Genomic DNA, 17,277 nt, shown 5'->3' on the forward strand with positions numbered 1-17,277 from the left:
CAAGTCATTTAAACAAGACGATTTCATCTCAAATTAAGAAGCAACAATTGACAAAGCCTTAATTTATGGTAAATTAATATCAATTTACATAATCAAATTCTTATAGGAGGGATTTTGTTGCAAGCACAGGAAAAATTCTTAAAACAAGGCTTAACTTTTGATGATGTTTTATTGGTTCCAGCAGCTAGTGATATTTTACCACGTGAAGTTAAGTTGGAAACTCAATTGGGAAATAATCTCAAATTACACTTACCAATCTTAAGTGCTGGAATGGATACTGTCACAGAAGAACCAATGGCCAAAGCCATGGCTTTACAAGGTGGTCTAGGTGTTATTCATAAAAATATGAGTATTCCAAGCCAAGCTCAGCAAGTACAAGCAGTTAAGGCTGAACTAGCCACCAGTAAAACTGCAGCTGTTGATGAAAGCGGACACTTATTAGTCGCCGCTGCAGTGGGAATCACCAATGATACTTTTGACAGAACACAGGCGTTGTTAACTGCAGGAGTCGATGCCATTGTGATCGATACCGCCCATGGACACTCAAAAAGCGTCTTAGAAAAAATTGCCGAAATTAAAAATCATTTTCCAGATCTAACTATCATTGCGGGTAATGTCGCCACTGCTAGTGGTACCCAAGCTTTATTTGATGCTGGCGTTGATGTAGTTAAAGTGGGGATTGGTCCGGGATCTATCTGTACGACTCGTGTGGTCGCTGGTGTCGGTGTACCGCAAATTACCGCTATTTTTGATGCGGCACAAGTTGCACAAAAAATGGGTAAACAAATTATTGCTGACGGTGGCATTAAATACTCTGGTGATGTTGTGAAAGCTTTAGCCGCGGGTGGTAATGCTGTAATGTTAGGGAGTATGTTAGCTGGCACTACAGAAGCTCCGGGAGAAATTTTTAGCGATGCTGCTGGGCAACAATATAAGGCGTATCGTGGTATGGGCTCCTTAGCTGCTATGCAAAAAGGCTCATCTGATCGCTATTTTCAAGGTAATGTTCACGAAACTAAAAAATTAGTTCCGGAAGGTATTGAAGGCAAAACCAAATATAAAGGTGATGTTGCAGATATCTTATTTCAAATTGCTGGTGGTTTGCGTTCTGGTATGGGTTATGTGGGGGCACATACCATTCAAGATTTAATTGATCATGCACAATTTATTCAAATTACTAACGCGGGCTTAATTGAATCACATCCTCATAATGTAACTATTACTCATGAAGCCCCTAATTATAGTGGTAAATAATGATAAATGACTTTTATGGATAATTAACCTCTAAACAATATATCTCTGTGAAAGTATTATTATTTTAATAATCACACTCAAAATTTAGATAAGCAACAATTAAGCGAAGTTAAACATTATTACATGTTTAGCTTCGCTTAATTTTATAGCAAATATAATTACAATTATTTTTAAGTTTTCATGACTTATTTGCATATTTTTCAGGGTTATATCATATATCTCAGAACCCTAATTTTCTTTCAATAGTCTCTCAAATTCAATCTCATCATTCTGATCTTCAGCATTCAATTCTGCAACCCTTCTAGCATGCCTCTCACCTTCAAAATCTGTTTCAAGCCACATCTTAACAATTAATTTGGCTAACTCTTCTCCGACTACTCTTGAGCCAAAGGTTAAAACATTGGCATTATTATGTTTTCTTGACATTATTGCACTATAAGGTTCACTACATGTACATACTCGAATTCCTTTAACTTTGCCTGCTGCAATGCCAATACCAACACCTGTACCACATATTGCAATGCCAAAATCATATTCGCCAGAAGCGACTTTGTCACCAACTAGCTTACCATACCTAGGATAATCAGTACTTTCTAAGCTATAGGTACCAACATCATCAATAATTAATCCTAAACCTTTTACGTAATCTAAAATACTATTTTTCAATTTAAATCCTGCATGATCTGAACCAATTACAATTTTTCTAGTTTTCATAAATATTTTGTTACCCTCTTATAAGTTACGTTTAAATATCAGTGTAGTAAAATACTAAATTTCTTCGTACCATTCGTTATGAAATGTTCCAGATTCATCATTACGCTGAAAAGTATGTGCCCCAAAGTAATCCCTATGAGCTTGAATCATATTAGCAGGTAAGTCATTTCTAGAAATTGAATCCAAATAACTTAAAGCGGCAGTTAAACTAGGAACTGGTAAATGATTTTTAATGGCTAATTCAACTACTTCTCTCAAAGCATCAATATATTTAACAACTTTTGTATTAAAATATGAATCTAACAGGATATTATCAATTTCTGAATCTTTTTCATATGCTTTTTCAATATCTTTTAAGATATCTGCTTGAATAATACAACCTGCTTCAAAGACCTGTGCAATATTTTTTAACTTTAAATTCCATCGATATTTTTGGCTTGCCTTACTCATTTGTTCAAAGCCTTGTGCATAGCTAACAATAGTTGCCAAATACAAACTTTGCTCTAATTTCAGAATCAAATCATCGCTTATTCTACAACTATCAAGATTACTTTGTTTTAATTTTAACGTATATTCTTTATCTGAAATAAAACGTGCAAAAACAGCAGACGTTATCAAAGATATTGGAGCTCCAACCTGCATGGCTTCTTCAACCATCCAATTACCTGTCCCTTTATAACTTGCTTTGTTTAAAATAACATCAAGCATGTATTTACCCGTTTTCGAGTCTCTTGCTTCTAAAATATCTTTTGTTATCGAAATTAGATAACTTTTTAATTCACCATCGTTCCATTCACCAAAAATTTCACTCATTTCACTATTTTTCATATTGAAAACATTTCTCATTAAATAATAAACTTCTGAAATACTCTCCATAATTCCATATTCTATTCCGTTATGAATCATTTTGACATAATGGCCTGAACCTTCTGGGCCAATATACGTAACACAAGGTTTATTATCTTCTGTTTTGGCAGATATTTTTTCTAAAATACTCTTAACTTTTTTATAGGCCTCTTTATCACCGCCCGGCATAATAGAAGGACCATGTAACGCACCTAATTCACCTCCAGAAACGCCCATACCAATGTAATTAATTCCGCTTTTAGTTAAATATTTACTCCGTCGATTTGTATCTCTAAAATTAGAATTTCCCCCATCAATTAATATATCTCCCTTGCTCAGTAAACCTTTAATATTTTCAATAACTTCATCAACTGGTTTACCTGCTTTGATCATTAAAATAATTTTTCTAGGTTTTTCTAAAGAATTGACAAATTCTTGTAAGTCATAAGTCCCGACAATTTTTTTACCTTTAAACTGTGAGACTAAATCATCAGTTTCTTTTCTTGTAATATTATAAACAGAGACTGAATAACCATTTTTACTAATATTAACAGCTAAATTTCTTCCCATAACTGCCATTCCCATTACGCCAATATTTTGCATTGTAAGTTCCTCCCATTTTTTAGTTACACTACACAATAGATATTATAAACTTTCATGATAATTTAAACGTTTGACACAAAACGATAAATCCTAAAAATAAAATGTAAAAAATACAAATTAGCATAATATTTATCACATTAATTTGTAATTTTCTACATTTTTATTTTGCTATATAAATATATTTAAAATTAATATTTCAATTCCACCGATAAACCAACAAACAGTAGTAGGAATGGACCATGTCCATATTTGTTCTTTTGTATCTTTAGCACCAATGGAATCATTAATTGCCCAGAAATAACTATCATTAAAATAAGAAAACACCATCGCGCCCATACAAGCGGCTATATTAGCAAGTACAGGATTAATACCCAAAGTTGCTACCATTGGAGCTGTAATTGAAGCTGTTGTAAATATTGAAACTGCTCCAGAACCTTGAATAATACGAAGTAAACTTGCAATTATAAATGGAACTAAGATTGCAGGTATCCCAGTATGAGCAACACCTTCTGCAATAACTTTACCAGCACCGCTTTGATTAACAACATTTCCTAAAGCTCCGCCAGCAGCAATCAGAACCAACGTCTTGCCGCCGCTGACAATTCCGTCATCTAGAGCTGCAGAAACTTTCTTTCTATCTACACCACGAAGCAAAGTAAATACTCCGATCAATAAACCTAATCCCAATGCAACCACTGGAGCTCCAATAAATTGAATTACTGAACTTAAGGCTTTATTCATAGCCACTCCCTTAAGTGCCCCAGCAAGTAAAATAAGTACAACCGGAATTAAGATAGGCATAATTGCTATAGTAAAAGACGGTTCCTTTGCAGTATTGGATTCTTCCAATTCGCCTTCTTCATCATCTTCAGCGATTCTATGATATTTTTTACCAATCCATTTAGCATAAAAATTAAAAAAGATCGCTAACGGAATACCTACAAGGAAGCCTAAAATCATATTTTCTGAAATACTAGCATGAAACAGCGCTGCTCCTCCTAAAGGACCAGATGCAGGCGGAACTAATTCATGACTCCAAAGCAATCCGCCAGCAAGTCCAACACCTAAAGAAGTTAAGCTCGTGCCAGTTCTTTTAGATACATCTTTAGCCAATGGAAAAAGCATTAAAAATGCGGGAACACAAAAGATAGCCAACGACGTTATAAAACCAGTAATTATCATGGCCATCACTTCGTGTCCTTTGCCCAAAACTTTAACAAGTTTCTTGCCCATTACAGCTGTAGCACCAGAAACTTCCAAGATTTTGCCAATCATCACACCAAAAGCAATTAAAATACCCAGACTTGCCATAGTATTTCCAAAGCCATTTTTTAAAGCTTCAACTGTTTTTAATGGATTCAATCCACCTAAAACACCTGTTAAAAGTCCGCCAATGATTAAAGACGTAAAAGCATTCAACTTGGATTTAACAAGTAATAGTACTAGTACTATAATGGATATAATTAAAGCAATTACCATTTGTGTTGTGCTACTCATGCTAATCCCTCCCCATAAAACGAATTTGAAATTTTAGTGGAAAGATAGTTTGAACACTTATTGAGGGTGGTTTTATCTCCAATTAAACCACCTTTAGTAATAATAGGCATTTTGTCAAGAGTTCCGCCAATAACTCTTCCATACACAGCCAATGGAACGATCTCATCTTTAATTTCAATTCCTTGTGCTCCATTTTCTTGTAAAAACGCTTTAGTCACATCACCACCAGAAGTATACACACCACCAATTTGGCCGCCACATTTTTTAATAATATTGAAACCTATCGCAGCCATAGAGTTACAAATTTTTTGTGAAGCTGTTGAAATTGTTAGACCAGCTTTCCTTGATTCTTCTTTTAGATCAATCTTGTCTTTCTTCTCCACCATTGTAGCTACCAAAAACTGTGAATTTTCATTTAGATGAGATACTACCTCTTTCACTGCCTTTAAAATTTCTTCTTCTCTCTTATCTTCATACAGAAAATTACGTGCATTCGGTTTTACAATAAAAGGTGCATATTCCGCGCGAAATTGGGCTATTTGATCTTCTACAACACCGCTAACGCTTCCAATTAGATATAACGCTTTCTTTTTTTCCTTATAAGATTTCTTGGGACTAATTTCTTTTAGTAATGAGCACGTAAACGGACCCGGGTCTACAGAAATAAAAGGAACTTTAGAATCAATAACAGCCTTAGCAATTGTATCAATATCTTCACTAGTACAAGAATCAAACATTATAATTCTTGCGCCATTAGAAATTAAATCTATAATGGTATTTTTTATAGTATCAACTCCTTCCAGAACACATTCCATTGAAATAACGCCAATTGGCTTATTTGACTGTTGTTGTAAAATACCCGCTACTCTGGAACTCAATACTGGACTAGTTGGATCATTTCTTACATCAGTATTTTCCAACATTACTCCATCAACTAGCTCATAGTTACCAATAACTATTTTACCTGAGCTGGGAAAAGCGGGAACAACCATGGCAGTTACATCATCACCCAACGCATCCAACATTCCGTCTATTTCTGCACCTATATTACCTCTTAAAGTAGAGTCAATACGTTTATTGTAAAAAACAACTTCATCATTTTTTACTTTTTTTGTATATTTATATACTTTGCTGTAAGCATCTTTAAAATCATCACCACGACTATCCGTATGCAACCCCAGTGCATCATAGTCTTCAAAATTTTCAATACTATCTATCGTATCAATCGTGCCAACTTTCAAACCATTTTTTGCTAAAAGTGAATTTGAAACGTTAGAACCAGTCAAGTCATCTGCTATTATTATTGATTTCATCAGCTTGTCCTCATTTCTTATTATTTTGAATTTAAAATATAATCAATTTCCTGAAAAATTAACTATCTATTCTTAAATATTAATAAATAAAAAAATCTCTTTGACTCACCAAAATTATATCCATAAAGGTAAATTATTATTTTTAACGTTCAACAATGCTGTAATTAGCAACTAAACTTAGCATTTTACATAACCGAACTATATAACAATTCAACGTATAAACTAAGATGATCAACTTCATACAGCTGAATTTATTTACAAACATTAATAATCAAGTGAAAAAGTTAACGCTTACAAAAAACGGTTAATATTTAGGCAATAACCTTAGCTATTACCTAAATAAAAATTACTCAATTTTCCCTAAGCAAAAACTACTTTGCTTCTTTGGACTTTCTAAAGTTTCCAGCATAAAGTGAAGCCAATCTGATTGCCTCGTCTAAGCTCTTTTCCCGGGCGATACCTTTCCCTGCTATATCAAAGGCTGTTCCATGATCAACTGACGTTCTTAAATACGGCAAATTATGAGTAAATGAAACTGTTAAATCTGGATCCAGGGTTTTCGTTGCAATATGACCTTGATCATGATACAGAGACAAAACACCGTCATATTTTCCCATGTTAGCTTGATAAAATACCGAATCCGCTCCAACAGGACCATCTACATTAATATTTTCACTTTTTAACTCTTTGATGGCTGGTATAATATAGTCAATTTCTTCATTGCCAAATAAACCACCATCTCCAGAATGCGGATTTAAACCAGCCACTGCAACGTGCGGATTACTAATACCTAAGGTTTTAAGAGCATTAACTGTTAACTTAACATATTTTTTAATACCCTCTTTTGTGATCAGGTCACAAGCTTTACGTAAAGGAACATGCTTCGAATAGAAAAATACTCGCAAATTTTGAACTTGAAACATCGTTAATGGATCTTTAACACCTGTTAAATCAGAAAGAATATCTGTGTGCCCAAGTGTCTTAATTCCAGCTTCTTGTAGTGCTTCTTTATTCAATGTTGTCGTTACCATCGCTGAAACACCATCATTAACACATAAGTCGTTAGCTTTCTTTATATAATCATAAGCAGCTTGTCCACATTGTGCCTGAACTTCTCCATATTTAAAGGTTGTCATATCAACATTATTCAAATCAATTAAATCAATAACACCTGCTTCAAATTTACCTTCTGATAAATTATCAATTACATTTATTTCAATGTCAGATTTAACAATTTTCTTAACATTTTCTAAAACATTTTTGTCCCCGACAACTACAATCTTAGCTTTTTGATGGATTTCAGGTTTACTAAGCGATTTAACCACTTCCTCGGGTCCAATACCCGCAGGGTCTCCCATAGTGATTACAATATACTCTCTTTTCATAGTAATCTTTTCCTTCTTTACACAATCTTCATACAATTAAAAACTTATTTACAAATTTTTTTGGAATTTCGTGAGCAAAATCTCCTAAATCATCATCAGTTATAACGTAATCTATATCTAAAAAATCTGCAAAATTGATAAAAGTTGATTTTTCAAACTTTGAACTATCTGCCAGAATAATGTTTAGCGAAGAATTTTTTATTGCATTGGACTTGAGCTGCGATCTTGCTTCAGAACCTGTTTGGAAACCTAATCTAGAAATCGAATCACATCCGATAAATGATAAATCAAAATTAAATTTTCTGATTTTTTCAACTGTATCAACACTACTAGACGAATAGGTCTTTTGTGAAAGACTTCCTCCCACAAAATATACGTTTTCTAAACCTGCATCTAACAACAAAATAGCTGTATTTAAGTCAACAGTTACAATAAACAATCCTTTAATTTCACTTATATAAGGAATCAAACACTTAACTGTAGTTCCTGCATCCAAAAAAATGGTTGAATTATCATTAACAAATAAAGCTGCCCGATGAGCTATTCTCTCTTTTTGTTCTATAAGTTCACCTTTTTTAATACTATACGGTTTATCACTGATAGAAAGTTCTAAATCAATAGCTCCACCAAATGTTCTCTTGAGTAACCCTTTTTCCTCCATCTCGGAAAGGTCTTTTCTTATAGTAACTTGAGAAACATTCAATCTTTTTGCTAAATCTAAAACCGTTACCTTCTTTTCCTTCTTTATTAATCGGTTAATAAAATTTTTTCTTTCTTCACTGTACATTTTTTCTCACTTTCGTTCATGAACAATTTTAATATATCATAGCTTTCATTTAGTTTCAATATATTTCTTTATTTTTTGAAAGGTTACGAATTAATTCTTGCCTAAGCCAACCCTTTTTCTATTGAAATAAATAAATCCACTATTGATATTAGCAACAAAACAATACTCCCAATGATTACTAAATGATTTTTACTTTTTAACTTCAAGATCATTTTATAATCAAGGTAAAACTCACCGTCGTTACGCAAGTAACTTATAATATTCAGATTAGATTATACACTTTTATAACCTTTTAATTATGCTTATTGTTGGCTAATAGTCGTATTCTTAAAGTTTTTGCTCTAAAAAGACTTAATAGTAGTAAAATAAAAAATAATTTAAAGTTAGGCTTACGAATACTTTCGAGTTTGAACTGAACTCATCCAAAAATAGGCTTCGTGTTAAAATGATATGGTATCTAATTTTTAAAGTGAGGATTTTTCAATGAAACAAAATGTTTCCTGGTCTACCAAACTGGCAATTCTATCAGCTGGTTTGTTAACTTTTATCGGTATCTTAGTCGAAACTTCGATGAACGTTACTTTTCCAACACTTATGAAGGAATTTCATGTTAATTTAGCCATCATTCAATGGGTCACCACCGGTTATTTACTCTTAGTGACTATTGTGATGAGTACCACTTCTTATCTAATTAAACGATTTAATGCTCGCAAATTATTTATGACGGCCACTGTTATGTGTTTGGTCGGAACTTTAATTTGTGCCAGTTCTACTAATTTTACGTTTTTAATGATTGGTCGTTTACTTGAAGCAGTAGCTACAGGCTTATCAACACCAACTTTGTTTCATATCATTATGTCCTGTGTCCCGCCTTACAAAATGGGAACCTATACCGGTTTTGCAACAATGATTACTTCTTTTGCACCAGCATTGGGACCTACATACGGGGGAATTGTCAACAACTACACCTCTTGGCGCTGGATTTTCATTGGTGTCCTACCAATTATTATTCTTATCATGATTACTGGTTGGCTAACTATTAAAGTGAAAGCGCAACACAATCAACCGCCGTTTGATTGGCTGGGATTAATTAGTTTAGCAATGACAATGGTCACTCTAATTATTAGTTTTGATCAAGCAGGAGCACACAGCTTTACTAGTTGGCAATTTCTTGTTAGTTTAGTGATCACTTTCATCTTTGGCGGTTGTTTTGGCTGGCATCTCAAAACTAGTCACAATCAACTTTTAAATTTTAAAATTTTAAAAGATCCAATTATCGCCAATCGTGCCATTAATTTCTTTATTTTGCAATTTATTAATATTGGCATTTCCTTTGTGATTCCTATTTTATCTGAGCAAGTTTTAGGAACCAATTCCATGTTAGCGGGACTAATTTTATTACCCGGTTCTTTATTAGGCGCTTTCATTGCCCCTATTGCCGGTAATTTATATGATCATTTTGGTGCTAGTTTACCGCTAACTATTTCTAACTTAACTATTATTGTAGGTGCCTTAGCCTTTACCATTTGGACAGGTCAATTAAATATTGCTCTAATTGTTTTCTTCTACTGCTTCATGCGTGGAGGATTCAATTTAGGCTATGGCAATACGATGTCAGACGCTAGCAAACACGTTGAGCTCACTGCTAAGCCAGATGTGAACTCGCTTTTTAATACATTGCAACAATATGCTGGATCATTAGGAACAGGGATATTATCCGCCATTATTTCGACCAAACAATTAACAGCTGCTGCTCCACAATTAAAGGCAGTGACAGCTCAAGGTTGTCAACTAGACTTTGGCTTGTTAGTAGTCTTAGCAATAATTGCCTTACTATCTACTTTAATTAGCCAACATTATCCACACTCAACCACAGCTTAAATCTCAATTATCATGTTAAAACTCTATAATAATATTTCTCCGCACCAAACGGTGTATGCACCATTAACAACCAATTAACCTTGCACGATAACTTGCAAGGTTTTTGTTTACATAAAAATATCCTAACTGTTGTTTTCAGTCAGGATATTTTGATTTTTTTTCTATTGCTAAAAACTTGAGAATACACCAACTCATGTGAACTACAATATTAATTAACTAATGGAAAGCTAAAGTTATATAGAAACAACTGTGAAATCTGGAAAAAATCAGCATCATCAATATGTTCAATGAATTCTATATTTCTGCCAGAATGTTCAGTAACATCAAATGAATGAACTTGTCTGACAACCACTTGTCCCTTAGTTTGATAACCGTTTAACTGATAATATCCGTGCTTGTTATTCCTAATAGTTGAGGTAATTGGGCTCACAATAATGAAACCAGTATCTTAATTGTAAGCATCTCGACTTAGAATTAAAGCTGGACGTCTTTTCTTAATCTCTCGTCCCCTCTGAGGATCAAAATTAATCCACACAATGTCTCCTTGACTTGGTTGATACATCATTTTTTGTCCTCATCAAATTCTAAGTCATCCCATTCGTCAGGTTCATATTGATTTTCAAAATCCGGATTTGAATATGGATCTTCAATTTTGGAAACTAACTCATAGCCACCATTATTCTTAGAGACGAGTAACCATTTTTGATCTAACTTAAAATCTTCTTTAGAAACAGGCAAGCACAGGGAGCTGCCTCTTCTAACAACGGTTAATAATTTTATAAGATTTCCCCTTAATTTAATATATTAAATACATTAAAAATGTTAAATCGTTACCTTCAAAATAATTCGATATTCATTTGTGAATTAGACTTAATAACTCTAATCAAAAGTCAAATTACTCAAAATTAAAGTCTTCATTTAAACTAAAATTAAGCTGAAAATTGGATTAAAACTTGCTATACTTATATTCGTTTAGGGGGATCAAAACCTAAATTCTAGCAAAAGACAGTTCACTTTTGCCAAAACAATTATGTACCAAAAAGAATATTGAGAGGAAGTATTTCTTATGAAGTTTAACAAGTTTTATTCACTATCAGCCGCTGCTTTATTAGCTTTGGCTTTAGGCGGCACAGCACACGCTCAAAAGGCTAATGCTGCTTCTTATAACTATCCCGTAGCCACTGCTACTCAAAAGCCCAATTCACAGCTGTACGATTCAAAAGGTAAAGCTACTGCTCAAGTAGTTCCTGCTAATACTGATTGGCGTGTTAGTGATATTCAAACCATTAATGGTCAAAAGATGTATAAGATTGCACCTAACGCTTGGCTACCTAGTTCTGAAAGCTATAACAATTTTGCACCTACTGGCTACAATTACCACGTAGTACGGGCCATTGCTCCTAAAGCTAAATATGCAGCACTTTACGACAACAACTTTAAAGTGATTCCTGAACGAGTAGTGCCTAACTTCTCTGATTGGAAAGTTGGTAAGACTCAAGTTGTAAATGGTAAGACTTTCTACAAGATTGATGACCATGAATGGATAAGTTCTGATGATGGTGTTGCTAACTTCTCTGTTAATGGGGCCAACAATACTAGTTCCAATACCGCTACTAATAATTCCACTCCAGACTATTCTACTAAACCAGAAGACACAAATGGCTATCATTGGGTTTGGAGTCCAATATTTAATGAATGGGTATCGGACGCACCAAGTAATGGTTCAAACACATCTTCAAGTTCCTCCAATTCGGGTCAAAACTACTCATTCGACGCCCAAGCCACTCAGCAAGCTATGATTAAAGAATTAAACCGTTTGCGTGCTATGAATGGCTTAAATCCACTTCAAGAGAACCCTGAACTATCTAGTTTCTCTATGGCCAGAGCTCAACGTTTAGCTGATGCTGGTCAATTAGATAACCATGCAGGAGCATATAGTCCTAACAGTACTTATATTTTAACAGCTGAAAATCTTGGTGAAGATTTTCTTCAATCTACTCCTGAACAAAATGCTATCACTGCTACTAGTGGTTTCTTCCATGAAATTGGCAGTACAAGTGATGGCCACAGAAAAAATATGTTGGATCCATATTTCACTCAAATTGGCATGGGAGTGGCCGTTGACGATAAAGGAACCATGTATGAAGTACAGACGTTCGCAACTCCTAAATCAGATATTGATTATAGCCAAATTAATCAAATTAATGATTACCATGATGATAGCGCACCTGCGCCAACTGGTGTATATGACCACTAACAGTCAATTAGACTTGTAAGAAGTTCTTACAAGGCTTTTATTTGTACCAAAAAGAATATTGAGAGGAAGTATTTCTTATGAAGTTTAACAAGTTTTATTCACTATCAACTGCTGCTTTACTAGCTTTAGCTTTGGGTGGCACAGCACATGCCCAAAAGGCTAACGCTGCTTCTTATAACTACCCTGTAGCTACTGCTACTCAAAAGCCTAATTCTCAGCTGTACGATTCAAAAGGTAAAGCTACTGCTCAAGTGGTTCCTGCTAACACCGATTGGCGTGTTAGTGATATTCAAACCATTAATGGCCAAAAGATGTATAAAATTGCACCTGACGCTTGGCTACCTAGTTCGGAAAGCTATAATAACTTTGCCCCAACTAGCTATAATTACCATGTAGTACGAGCCATTGCTCCTAAAACTAAATATGCAGCACTTTACGACAATAACTTTAAAGTAATTCCTGAACGAGTAGTGCCTAACTTCTCTGATTGGAAAGTTGGCAAAACTCAAGTTGTGAATGGTAAGACTTTCTACAAGATTGATGATCATGAATGGATAAGTTCTGATGATGGCGTTGCTAACTTTTCTGTAAATGGGGCCAACAATACAAGTTCTAATACCGCTACTAATAGTTCTACTCCAGACTATTCTACTAAACCAGAAGACACAAATGGCTACCATTGGGTTTGGAGTCCAATATTTAATGAATGGGTATCAGACGCACCAAGTAATGGTTCAAACACATCTTCAAGTTCCTCAAATTCCGGTCAGAACTACTCATTTGACGCCCAAGCCACTCAGCAAGCTATGATTAAAGAATTAAACCGCTTGCGTACTATGAATGGCTTAAATCCGCTCCAAGAGAACCCTGAACTATCTAGTTTCTCAATGGCCAGAGCTCAACGCTTAGCTGATGCTGGTCAATTAGATAACCATGCAGGATGGTACGGAAATGAATACCCTAACAATAGCTTTGGATTACTAGAAGAAAACATTGGAGAAGATAATATTCAATCTACACCAGAGCAAAATGCTATCACTGCTACAAGTAGTGCATTTCACGATTACGGCGTACCTGATCATGGTCATAGAAGAAACATGTTAAACCCCTATATCACAGAAGTAGGTGTAGGCGTAGCGTCAGACAATAAAGGAAATATGTTTACTGTTCAAACGTTCGCTACACCTCAGTCAGGCGTAACACAATCAAATATTGATGCTATTAATGCATATAATAATGGTCCAGCCCCAACAGGTGTTTATGATCACTAACAATCAAACAACCTTGCATGATAACTTGCAAGGTTGTTGTTTACATAAAAATATCCTAACTGTTGTTTTCAGTCAGGATATTTTTGAGGTTTTTCTATTGCTAAATCCTTAAGGGTACAAAAACAAAGTTATCGTTCCATTTGAACCTTTCATTGTTTTTCTATTGCTAAATCCTTAAGGGTACAAAAACAGCAAATCCATGATGTGAATTCCGGAGGCAGTTTTTCTATTGCTAAATCATTAAGGTTCAAAAATCTAATACTATTCGAATTTGACAACTAGTCTTTTACCCATAGCATGAGCTACTGTAGCTAATTTGTCAAAGGTTACATTATCACCGCGTTCTATACGTGCTATAGTTGGTTGTGGTACACCAGCACGTTCAGCAAGATCAGCTTGTGTTAATCCTGCTGCTTCACGGGCTTTATACAAAGCTATTGCACTGGCAGACCGTTCTTTTTCCAAACGATAAGATTCTGCAAATTCTGGATCTTTTAATTCTTCTTTTACGATATCATTAATTTTCATTGTTAGACTCAAACTCCTTTCTTAAAGATATTGCATGATTGATTTCTGACTTAGGTGTTTTAGCTGATTTTTTAGTAAATCCATGAGTAATTACATACCTAGACCCGTGAGCGTGAAAATATAACACCCGTTGAATATTGGTAGATACTTTACTACGGATTTCATACAGATTCTTTTCACCTTGTATCTTTTTAACCCAATTAAGACGTTGGGCAATTAATAAGCCCTGATCTTGTGTATCAGTTATAACTCGCAAAATTTTAGCACGATCAGATATAGGTAGCTTTTTCAACCATTCCCCAAATTCGTCATGTCCATTTTGCCGTCTATATGACTCAAATACTGGTTTTTCCATATTCTTATTATATCATTAATGTTTTTATTTTACTATATATAATATTTATTAATTAAAGGTAAATTATGAAATTAAATGTTTCTACAATGGATTAAATTTTGAGACTTTTCTATTGCTAAAACGTTAAGGTTCAAAAACTTTATTGCCTGTGTTATCATTGATATTGAAAAAGGGATCAGTGTTAGAGCGCCAATCCCTTAGCGATCCGCTTTAAAGGCGGTGACAAGTTATTAAAAACAATATTAAATCATCCTATAACTGGTCAAAGTTATGATAGGACGATTTTTTTATTACTTTTTGTTGTTCATGATTGTGGCAACTAATGTGCCAAAAGTAATCATTAACATTAATACCTGATAGGTACCCAAGTAAGACTGGATGTCCTTTCTGTTGATTCTTCCGTATTCTCATACGCAAGCACCGCCTTGAGAACAAAAAGTCACCGCCCATAAAACTTATCGCACTAACTATTTTAGCACATGAACTAGATTGAACCACTTCTCAATTTTGGGAAATGATTTTTTCTAAAGAATATGTTATATTGGTAATGAAAAAGGATCAGTGCTACAACACCAATCCCCTAGATAAAGTTGCCAAAGCGGCAGCTATTCAAATTTTAACTTTAAAAATTGAGAAGCCATCAGCTCCTGCACAGAGCTAAGACCGGCTTCTTTTTTACTTTGAATTTCGATATTTTAGAATATCTATGACTGTATTTAACAATTTCATGAATCGCTTTTACAGCCAAATAGATAATTTCTAAAACAGCAATCATCAAAGACAATTGGTTTTGCATTTACAGTTTTTACACCATAAGCACCACCCCATTTCTGAAATAGCCCCGCCTTAGCATTTAACTTTACTACTATATAGTTCCTTATGCATCAAGGTTTAAAACATTCAGCAGTGATGTGATTGTAAGAATATTGATTTTGTTTTTTCATCGACATTGAAAAAGGATCAGTGCTGCAAAACTGATCCCTTTGGTACAGTTACTAAATTAGCAACTAATCATATTTAAATTACAATAAGACTGTTAACTTTAAGATAGTCTTATTTTTAATGATAAATTTTCTTAACATTAAATGTAGCAAAGCCTAGAATTAATTGTACAACGTTTAAAATAGACACTCTACTACGAATTTAATTTAGATTTTTTATGATTATAGTAACCAATTAAGAGAATTAAGGTAACTATTAACAATAAGAAGATCCCGGCAATAATAAATAAATTCATTTTGAGAGTAAAATCACTTTGAAAAACAATTGTCACAATACTGACGATCATTAATGTAGACACCACAATATCCCATACTGGGGTATTACTTGGACGAATTAATAAGAAGGTCAAAATCAAGACCACAACTATCATTACAATAAGATTAAGCCAAATTAGCTTTTGAGCAAAAGCAGTTTCATTACGAAGCTGTAATAAATTAAAAATAGACAGCACCATTGATATCACAGCCAAAATCCAACTCAACCAATTTAATTTTTTAGTATTCACTAGCTAATCCTTCCTTTCATCCCAGTTACAATGAAATTATATCACAATCAACTATATTTATTCCTACCTTTAAAAAAAGACCAGCACAAAAAAACGACTCAGACAAATTTTAAAAATTTACGAATCGTTTTTTTAATCAAAAGTTTATATCTGATAACCGGACTAAATTATTATTTCATTTTTTCAGTATCTTTCATCCAGCCTAAGGCCATCGCCTTTTCACCCAAATGTGTTCCAATAACCGGACCAAAATAAGTTTGCTCAATGGTGACATTAGGAAATTTTTGCCGCAAATGCGCAGTCCAACGATCATTTTCTTGCGGATCATTCGCATCAATCACTAGTAAACGATACGGAAAATCAGCTTGTTTTAAAGCTGTTTCAAAACGTTCCTCACTCTTTAAATACGCCTTTTTTTCCGAACGAACTTTGCCATAAGCCACAATTTCATCTGATTGATTATCAAATGTTAACAACGGTTTAATATTCAGCATTGTCCCAATCACAGCTGAGGCATTGGATAAGCGCCCACCCTTAACTAAATTGTTTAAATCCTTAACAACAATATTCTCATCAATCGTTGCGCGTAAAGCATCTAATTGTGCCAAAATTTCTGTAAGACTAGCACCAGCTTGAGCCAATCTCCCAGCTTCCATAGCCAAATAGCCCATTAATTTAACAGTAATCCGTGAATCGTAAGGAATGACTTTAATATTTGTTTTAGTAGCCGCTAAAGTCTTTAAACTATTAATAAAGCCCGAAATTGTAGCGGCTAAATGAATCGAAATCACTGCTTCATAACCTTGATCAGCTAAATTATCATATAATTGATCCATCTCACCCAAACTTGGTTGTGAAGTCTTAGGTAGTTCTTTTAAATTACGAACTTGGTCATAAAATTCCTGGTTCGTGATATCAATACCTTCCCGATATACTTGCCCTTGAATAATGACCGGAATAGAAACAACTGTAATGTTATAGCGTGCCGCTTCTTCTGCAGTTAAATACGCAGTACTATCAGTTACGACGGCAATTTTCATGTACTACCTCACCCATTTCATTTGATTACTATCAGATAA

17 protein-coding genes are annotated in these 17,277 nt (G+C 34.2%); 4 read left to right on the plus strand and 13 right to left on the minus strand.

The features are described from left to right. Positions 1-114: 114 nt before the first annotated feature. A complete protein-coding gene (guaB, locus tag AC3B6Y_RS00365; RefSeq protein WP_489757989.1) occupies positions 115-1,254 on the plus strand; it encodes an IMP dehydrogenase in 1,140 nt (379 codons plus the stop codon). Positions 1,255-1,482: 228 nt separating this feature from the next. Here guaB and rpiB read toward each other — a convergent pair whose 3' ends face one another. From rpiB to AC3B6Y_RS00395, 6 genes are all read right to left on the minus strand, one after another. Next, positions 1,483-1,968, minus strand: a complete 486-nt coding sequence (rpiB, locus tag AC3B6Y_RS00370) for a ribose 5-phosphate isomerase B (protein WP_489791118.1) — start codon at positions 1,966-1,968, stop codon at positions 1,483-1,485. A gap of 54 nt (positions 1,969-2,022) precedes the next feature. Then, entirely contained in the window at positions 2,023-3,417 is a 1,395-nt protein-coding gene (gene gndA, locus AC3B6Y_RS00375) for an NADP-dependent phosphogluconate dehydrogenase (RefSeq protein ID WP_489791119.1), read from the minus strand. A 168-nt stretch (positions 3,418-3,585) separates the two neighbouring features. Then, on the minus strand, positions 3,586-4,914 hold the full coding sequence (locus tag AC3B6Y_RS00380) for a GntP family permease (protein ID WP_489791120.1): 1,329 nt from the start codon (positions 4,912-4,914) through the stop codon (positions 3,586-3,588). Then, positions 4,911-6,227, minus strand: coding sequence for a four-carbon acid sugar kinase family protein (locus AC3B6Y_RS00385; RefSeq protein WP_489769787.1), 1,317 nt, complete (start codon positions 6,225-6,227; stop codon positions 4,911-4,913). Before AC3B6Y_RS00385 ends, AC3B6Y_RS00380 begins: the two co-directional genes overlap by 4 nt. 371 nt (positions 6,228-6,598) lie before the next feature. Beyond that, positions 6,599-7,612: a 4-hydroxythreonine-4-phosphate dehydrogenase PdxA gene (gene pdxA, locus AC3B6Y_RS00390; RefSeq protein WP_489769786.1), complete on the minus strand. Its 1,014-nt coding sequence runs from the start codon at positions 7,610-7,612 to the stop codon at positions 6,599-6,601. 28 nt (positions 7,613-7,640) lie between these two features. Continuing rightward, positions 7,641-8,399, minus strand: a complete 759-nt coding sequence (locus AC3B6Y_RS00395; protein ID WP_489757983.1) for a DeoR/GlpR family DNA-binding transcription regulator — start codon at positions 8,397-8,399, stop codon at positions 7,641-7,643. 483 nt (positions 8,400-8,882) lie between these two features. Here AC3B6Y_RS00395 and AC3B6Y_RS00400 point away from each other — a divergent pair, with 483 nt between their 5' ends. Further along, positions 8,883-10,280, plus strand: a complete 1,398-nt coding sequence (locus AC3B6Y_RS00400; protein ID WP_489769785.1) for an MFS transporter — start codon at positions 8,883-8,885, stop codon at positions 10,278-10,280. A gap of 448 nt (positions 10,281-10,728) precedes the next feature. Here the strand turns inward: AC3B6Y_RS00400 and AC3B6Y_RS00405 are convergent, their stop codons facing one another. Beyond that, positions 10,729-10,845: a type II toxin-antitoxin system PemK/MazF family toxin gene (locus AC3B6Y_RS00405; protein WP_489791121.1), complete on the minus strand. Its 117-nt coding sequence runs from the start codon at positions 10,843-10,845 to the stop codon at positions 10,729-10,731. Further along, on the minus strand, positions 10,842-11,018 hold the full coding sequence (locus tag AC3B6Y_RS00410) for a type II toxin-antitoxin system PemI/MazE family antitoxin (protein ID WP_489757980.1): 177 nt from the start codon (positions 11,016-11,018) through the stop codon (positions 10,842-10,844). The genes AC3B6Y_RS00405 and AC3B6Y_RS00410 overlap by 4 nt, the downstream gene beginning before the upstream one ends. 328 nt (positions 11,019-11,346) lie before the next feature. Between AC3B6Y_RS00410 and AC3B6Y_RS00415 the strand changes: the two genes are divergently transcribed. Together AC3B6Y_RS00415 and AC3B6Y_RS00420 are read left to right on the plus strand one after the other, a co-directional pair. Beyond that, the gene (locus AC3B6Y_RS00415) at positions 11,347-12,537 is read left to right on the plus strand and encodes a CAP domain-containing protein (RefSeq protein ID WP_489791122.1); all 1,191 of its coding nucleotides are present in this window, start codon (positions 11,347-11,349) and stop codon (positions 12,535-12,537) included. A 77-nt stretch (positions 12,538-12,614) separates the two neighbouring features. Then, positions 12,615-13,808 carry a CAP domain-containing protein gene (locus AC3B6Y_RS00420; RefSeq protein WP_489791123.1) on the plus strand — a complete coding sequence of 398 codons (1,194 nt, stop codon included), beginning with the start codon at positions 12,615-12,617 and terminating at the stop codon, positions 13,806-13,808. 261 nt (positions 13,809-14,069) lie between these two features. Here the strand turns inward: AC3B6Y_RS00420 and AC3B6Y_RS00425 are convergent, their stop codons facing one another. The 5 genes from AC3B6Y_RS00425 to AC3B6Y_RS00445 all read right to left on the minus strand — a co-directional run bounded on the left by AC3B6Y_RS00425 (position 14,070) and on the right by AC3B6Y_RS00445 (position 17,238). After that, entirely contained in the window at positions 14,070-14,336 is a 267-nt protein-coding gene (locus AC3B6Y_RS00425) for a helix-turn-helix domain-containing protein (RefSeq protein WP_489757978.1), read from the minus strand. After that, on the minus strand, positions 14,326-14,691 hold the full coding sequence (locus AC3B6Y_RS00430) for a type II toxin-antitoxin system RelE/ParE family toxin (protein WP_489775388.1): 366 nt from the start codon (positions 14,689-14,691) through the stop codon (positions 14,326-14,328). The genes AC3B6Y_RS00425 and AC3B6Y_RS00430 overlap by 11 nt, the downstream gene beginning before the upstream one ends. A gap of 290 nt (positions 14,692-14,981) precedes the next feature. Continuing rightward, positions 14,982-15,059 (minus strand): putative holin-like toxin, encoded by a 78-nt coding sequence (locus AC3B6Y_RS00435; RefSeq protein WP_489775441.1) that lies wholly within the window; start codon positions 15,057-15,059, stop codon positions 14,982-14,984. Between the two features lie 767 nt (positions 15,060-15,826). Beyond that, entirely contained in the window at positions 15,827-16,198 is a 372-nt protein-coding gene (locus AC3B6Y_RS00440) for a hypothetical protein (RefSeq protein WP_489775389.1), read from the minus strand. Between the two features lie 170 nt (positions 16,199-16,368). Beyond that, entirely contained in the window at positions 16,369-17,238 is an 870-nt protein-coding gene (locus tag AC3B6Y_RS00445) for a DegV family protein (protein ID WP_489757974.1), read from the minus strand. Between the last annotated feature and the right edge of the window lie 39 nt (positions 17,239-17,277).

The sequence above is a fragment of the Bombilactobacillus sp. ESL1092 genome (assembly GCF_058107465.1).

What these genes read in the sequence shown, in the direction of transcription:
- AC3B6Y_RS00395 (WP_489757983.1), bottom strand. Translation starts at nt 8,399, where the DNA reads ATGTACAGTGAAGAAAGAAAAAATTTTATTAACCGATTAATAAAGAAG.
- AC3B6Y_RS00400 (WP_489769785.1), top strand. Translation starts at nt 8,883, where the DNA reads ATGAAACAAAATGTTTCCTGGTCTACCAAACTGGCAATTCTATCAGCT.
- AC3B6Y_RS00380 (WP_489791120.1), bottom strand. Translation starts at nt 4,914, where the DNA reads ATGAGTAGCACAACACAAATGGTAATTGCTTTAATTATATCCATTATA.
- rpiB (WP_489791118.1), bottom strand. Translation starts at nt 1,968, where the DNA reads ATGAAAACTAGAAAAATTGTAATTGGTTCAGATCATGCAGGATTTAAA.
- pdxA (WP_489769786.1), bottom strand. Translation starts at nt 7,612, where the DNA reads ATGAAAAGAGAGTATATTGTAATCACTATGGGAGACCCTGCGGGTATT.
- AC3B6Y_RS00420 (WP_489791123.1), top strand. Translation starts at nt 12,615, where the DNA reads ATGAAGTTTAACAAGTTTTATTCACTATCAACTGCTGCTTTACTAGCT.
- AC3B6Y_RS00430 (WP_489775388.1), bottom strand. Translation starts at nt 14,691, where the DNA reads ATGGAAAAACCAGTATTTGAGTCATATAGACGGCAAAATGGACATGAC.
- AC3B6Y_RS00405 (WP_489791121.1), bottom strand. Translation starts at nt 10,845, where the DNA reads ATGATGTATCAACCAAGTCAAGGAGACATTGTGTGGATTAATTTTGAT.
- gndA (WP_489791119.1), bottom strand. Translation starts at nt 3,417, where the DNA reads ATGCAAAATATTGGCGTAATGGGAATGGCAGTTATGGGAAGAAATTTA.
- AC3B6Y_RS00415 (WP_489791122.1), top strand. Translation starts at nt 11,347, where the DNA reads ATGAAGTTTAACAAGTTTTATTCACTATCAGCCGCTGCTTTATTAGCT.
- AC3B6Y_RS00385 (WP_489769787.1), bottom strand. Translation starts at nt 6,227, where the DNA reads ATGAAATCAATAATAATAGCAGATGACTTGACTGGTTCTAACGTTTCA.
- AC3B6Y_RS00445 (WP_489757974.1), bottom strand. Translation starts at nt 17,238, where the DNA reads ATGAAAATTGCCGTCGTAACTGATAGTACTGCGTATTTAACTGCAGAA.
- AC3B6Y_RS00425 (WP_489757978.1), bottom strand. Translation starts at nt 14,336, where the DNA reads ATGAAAATTAATGATATCGTAAAAGAAGAATTAAAAGATCCAGAATTT.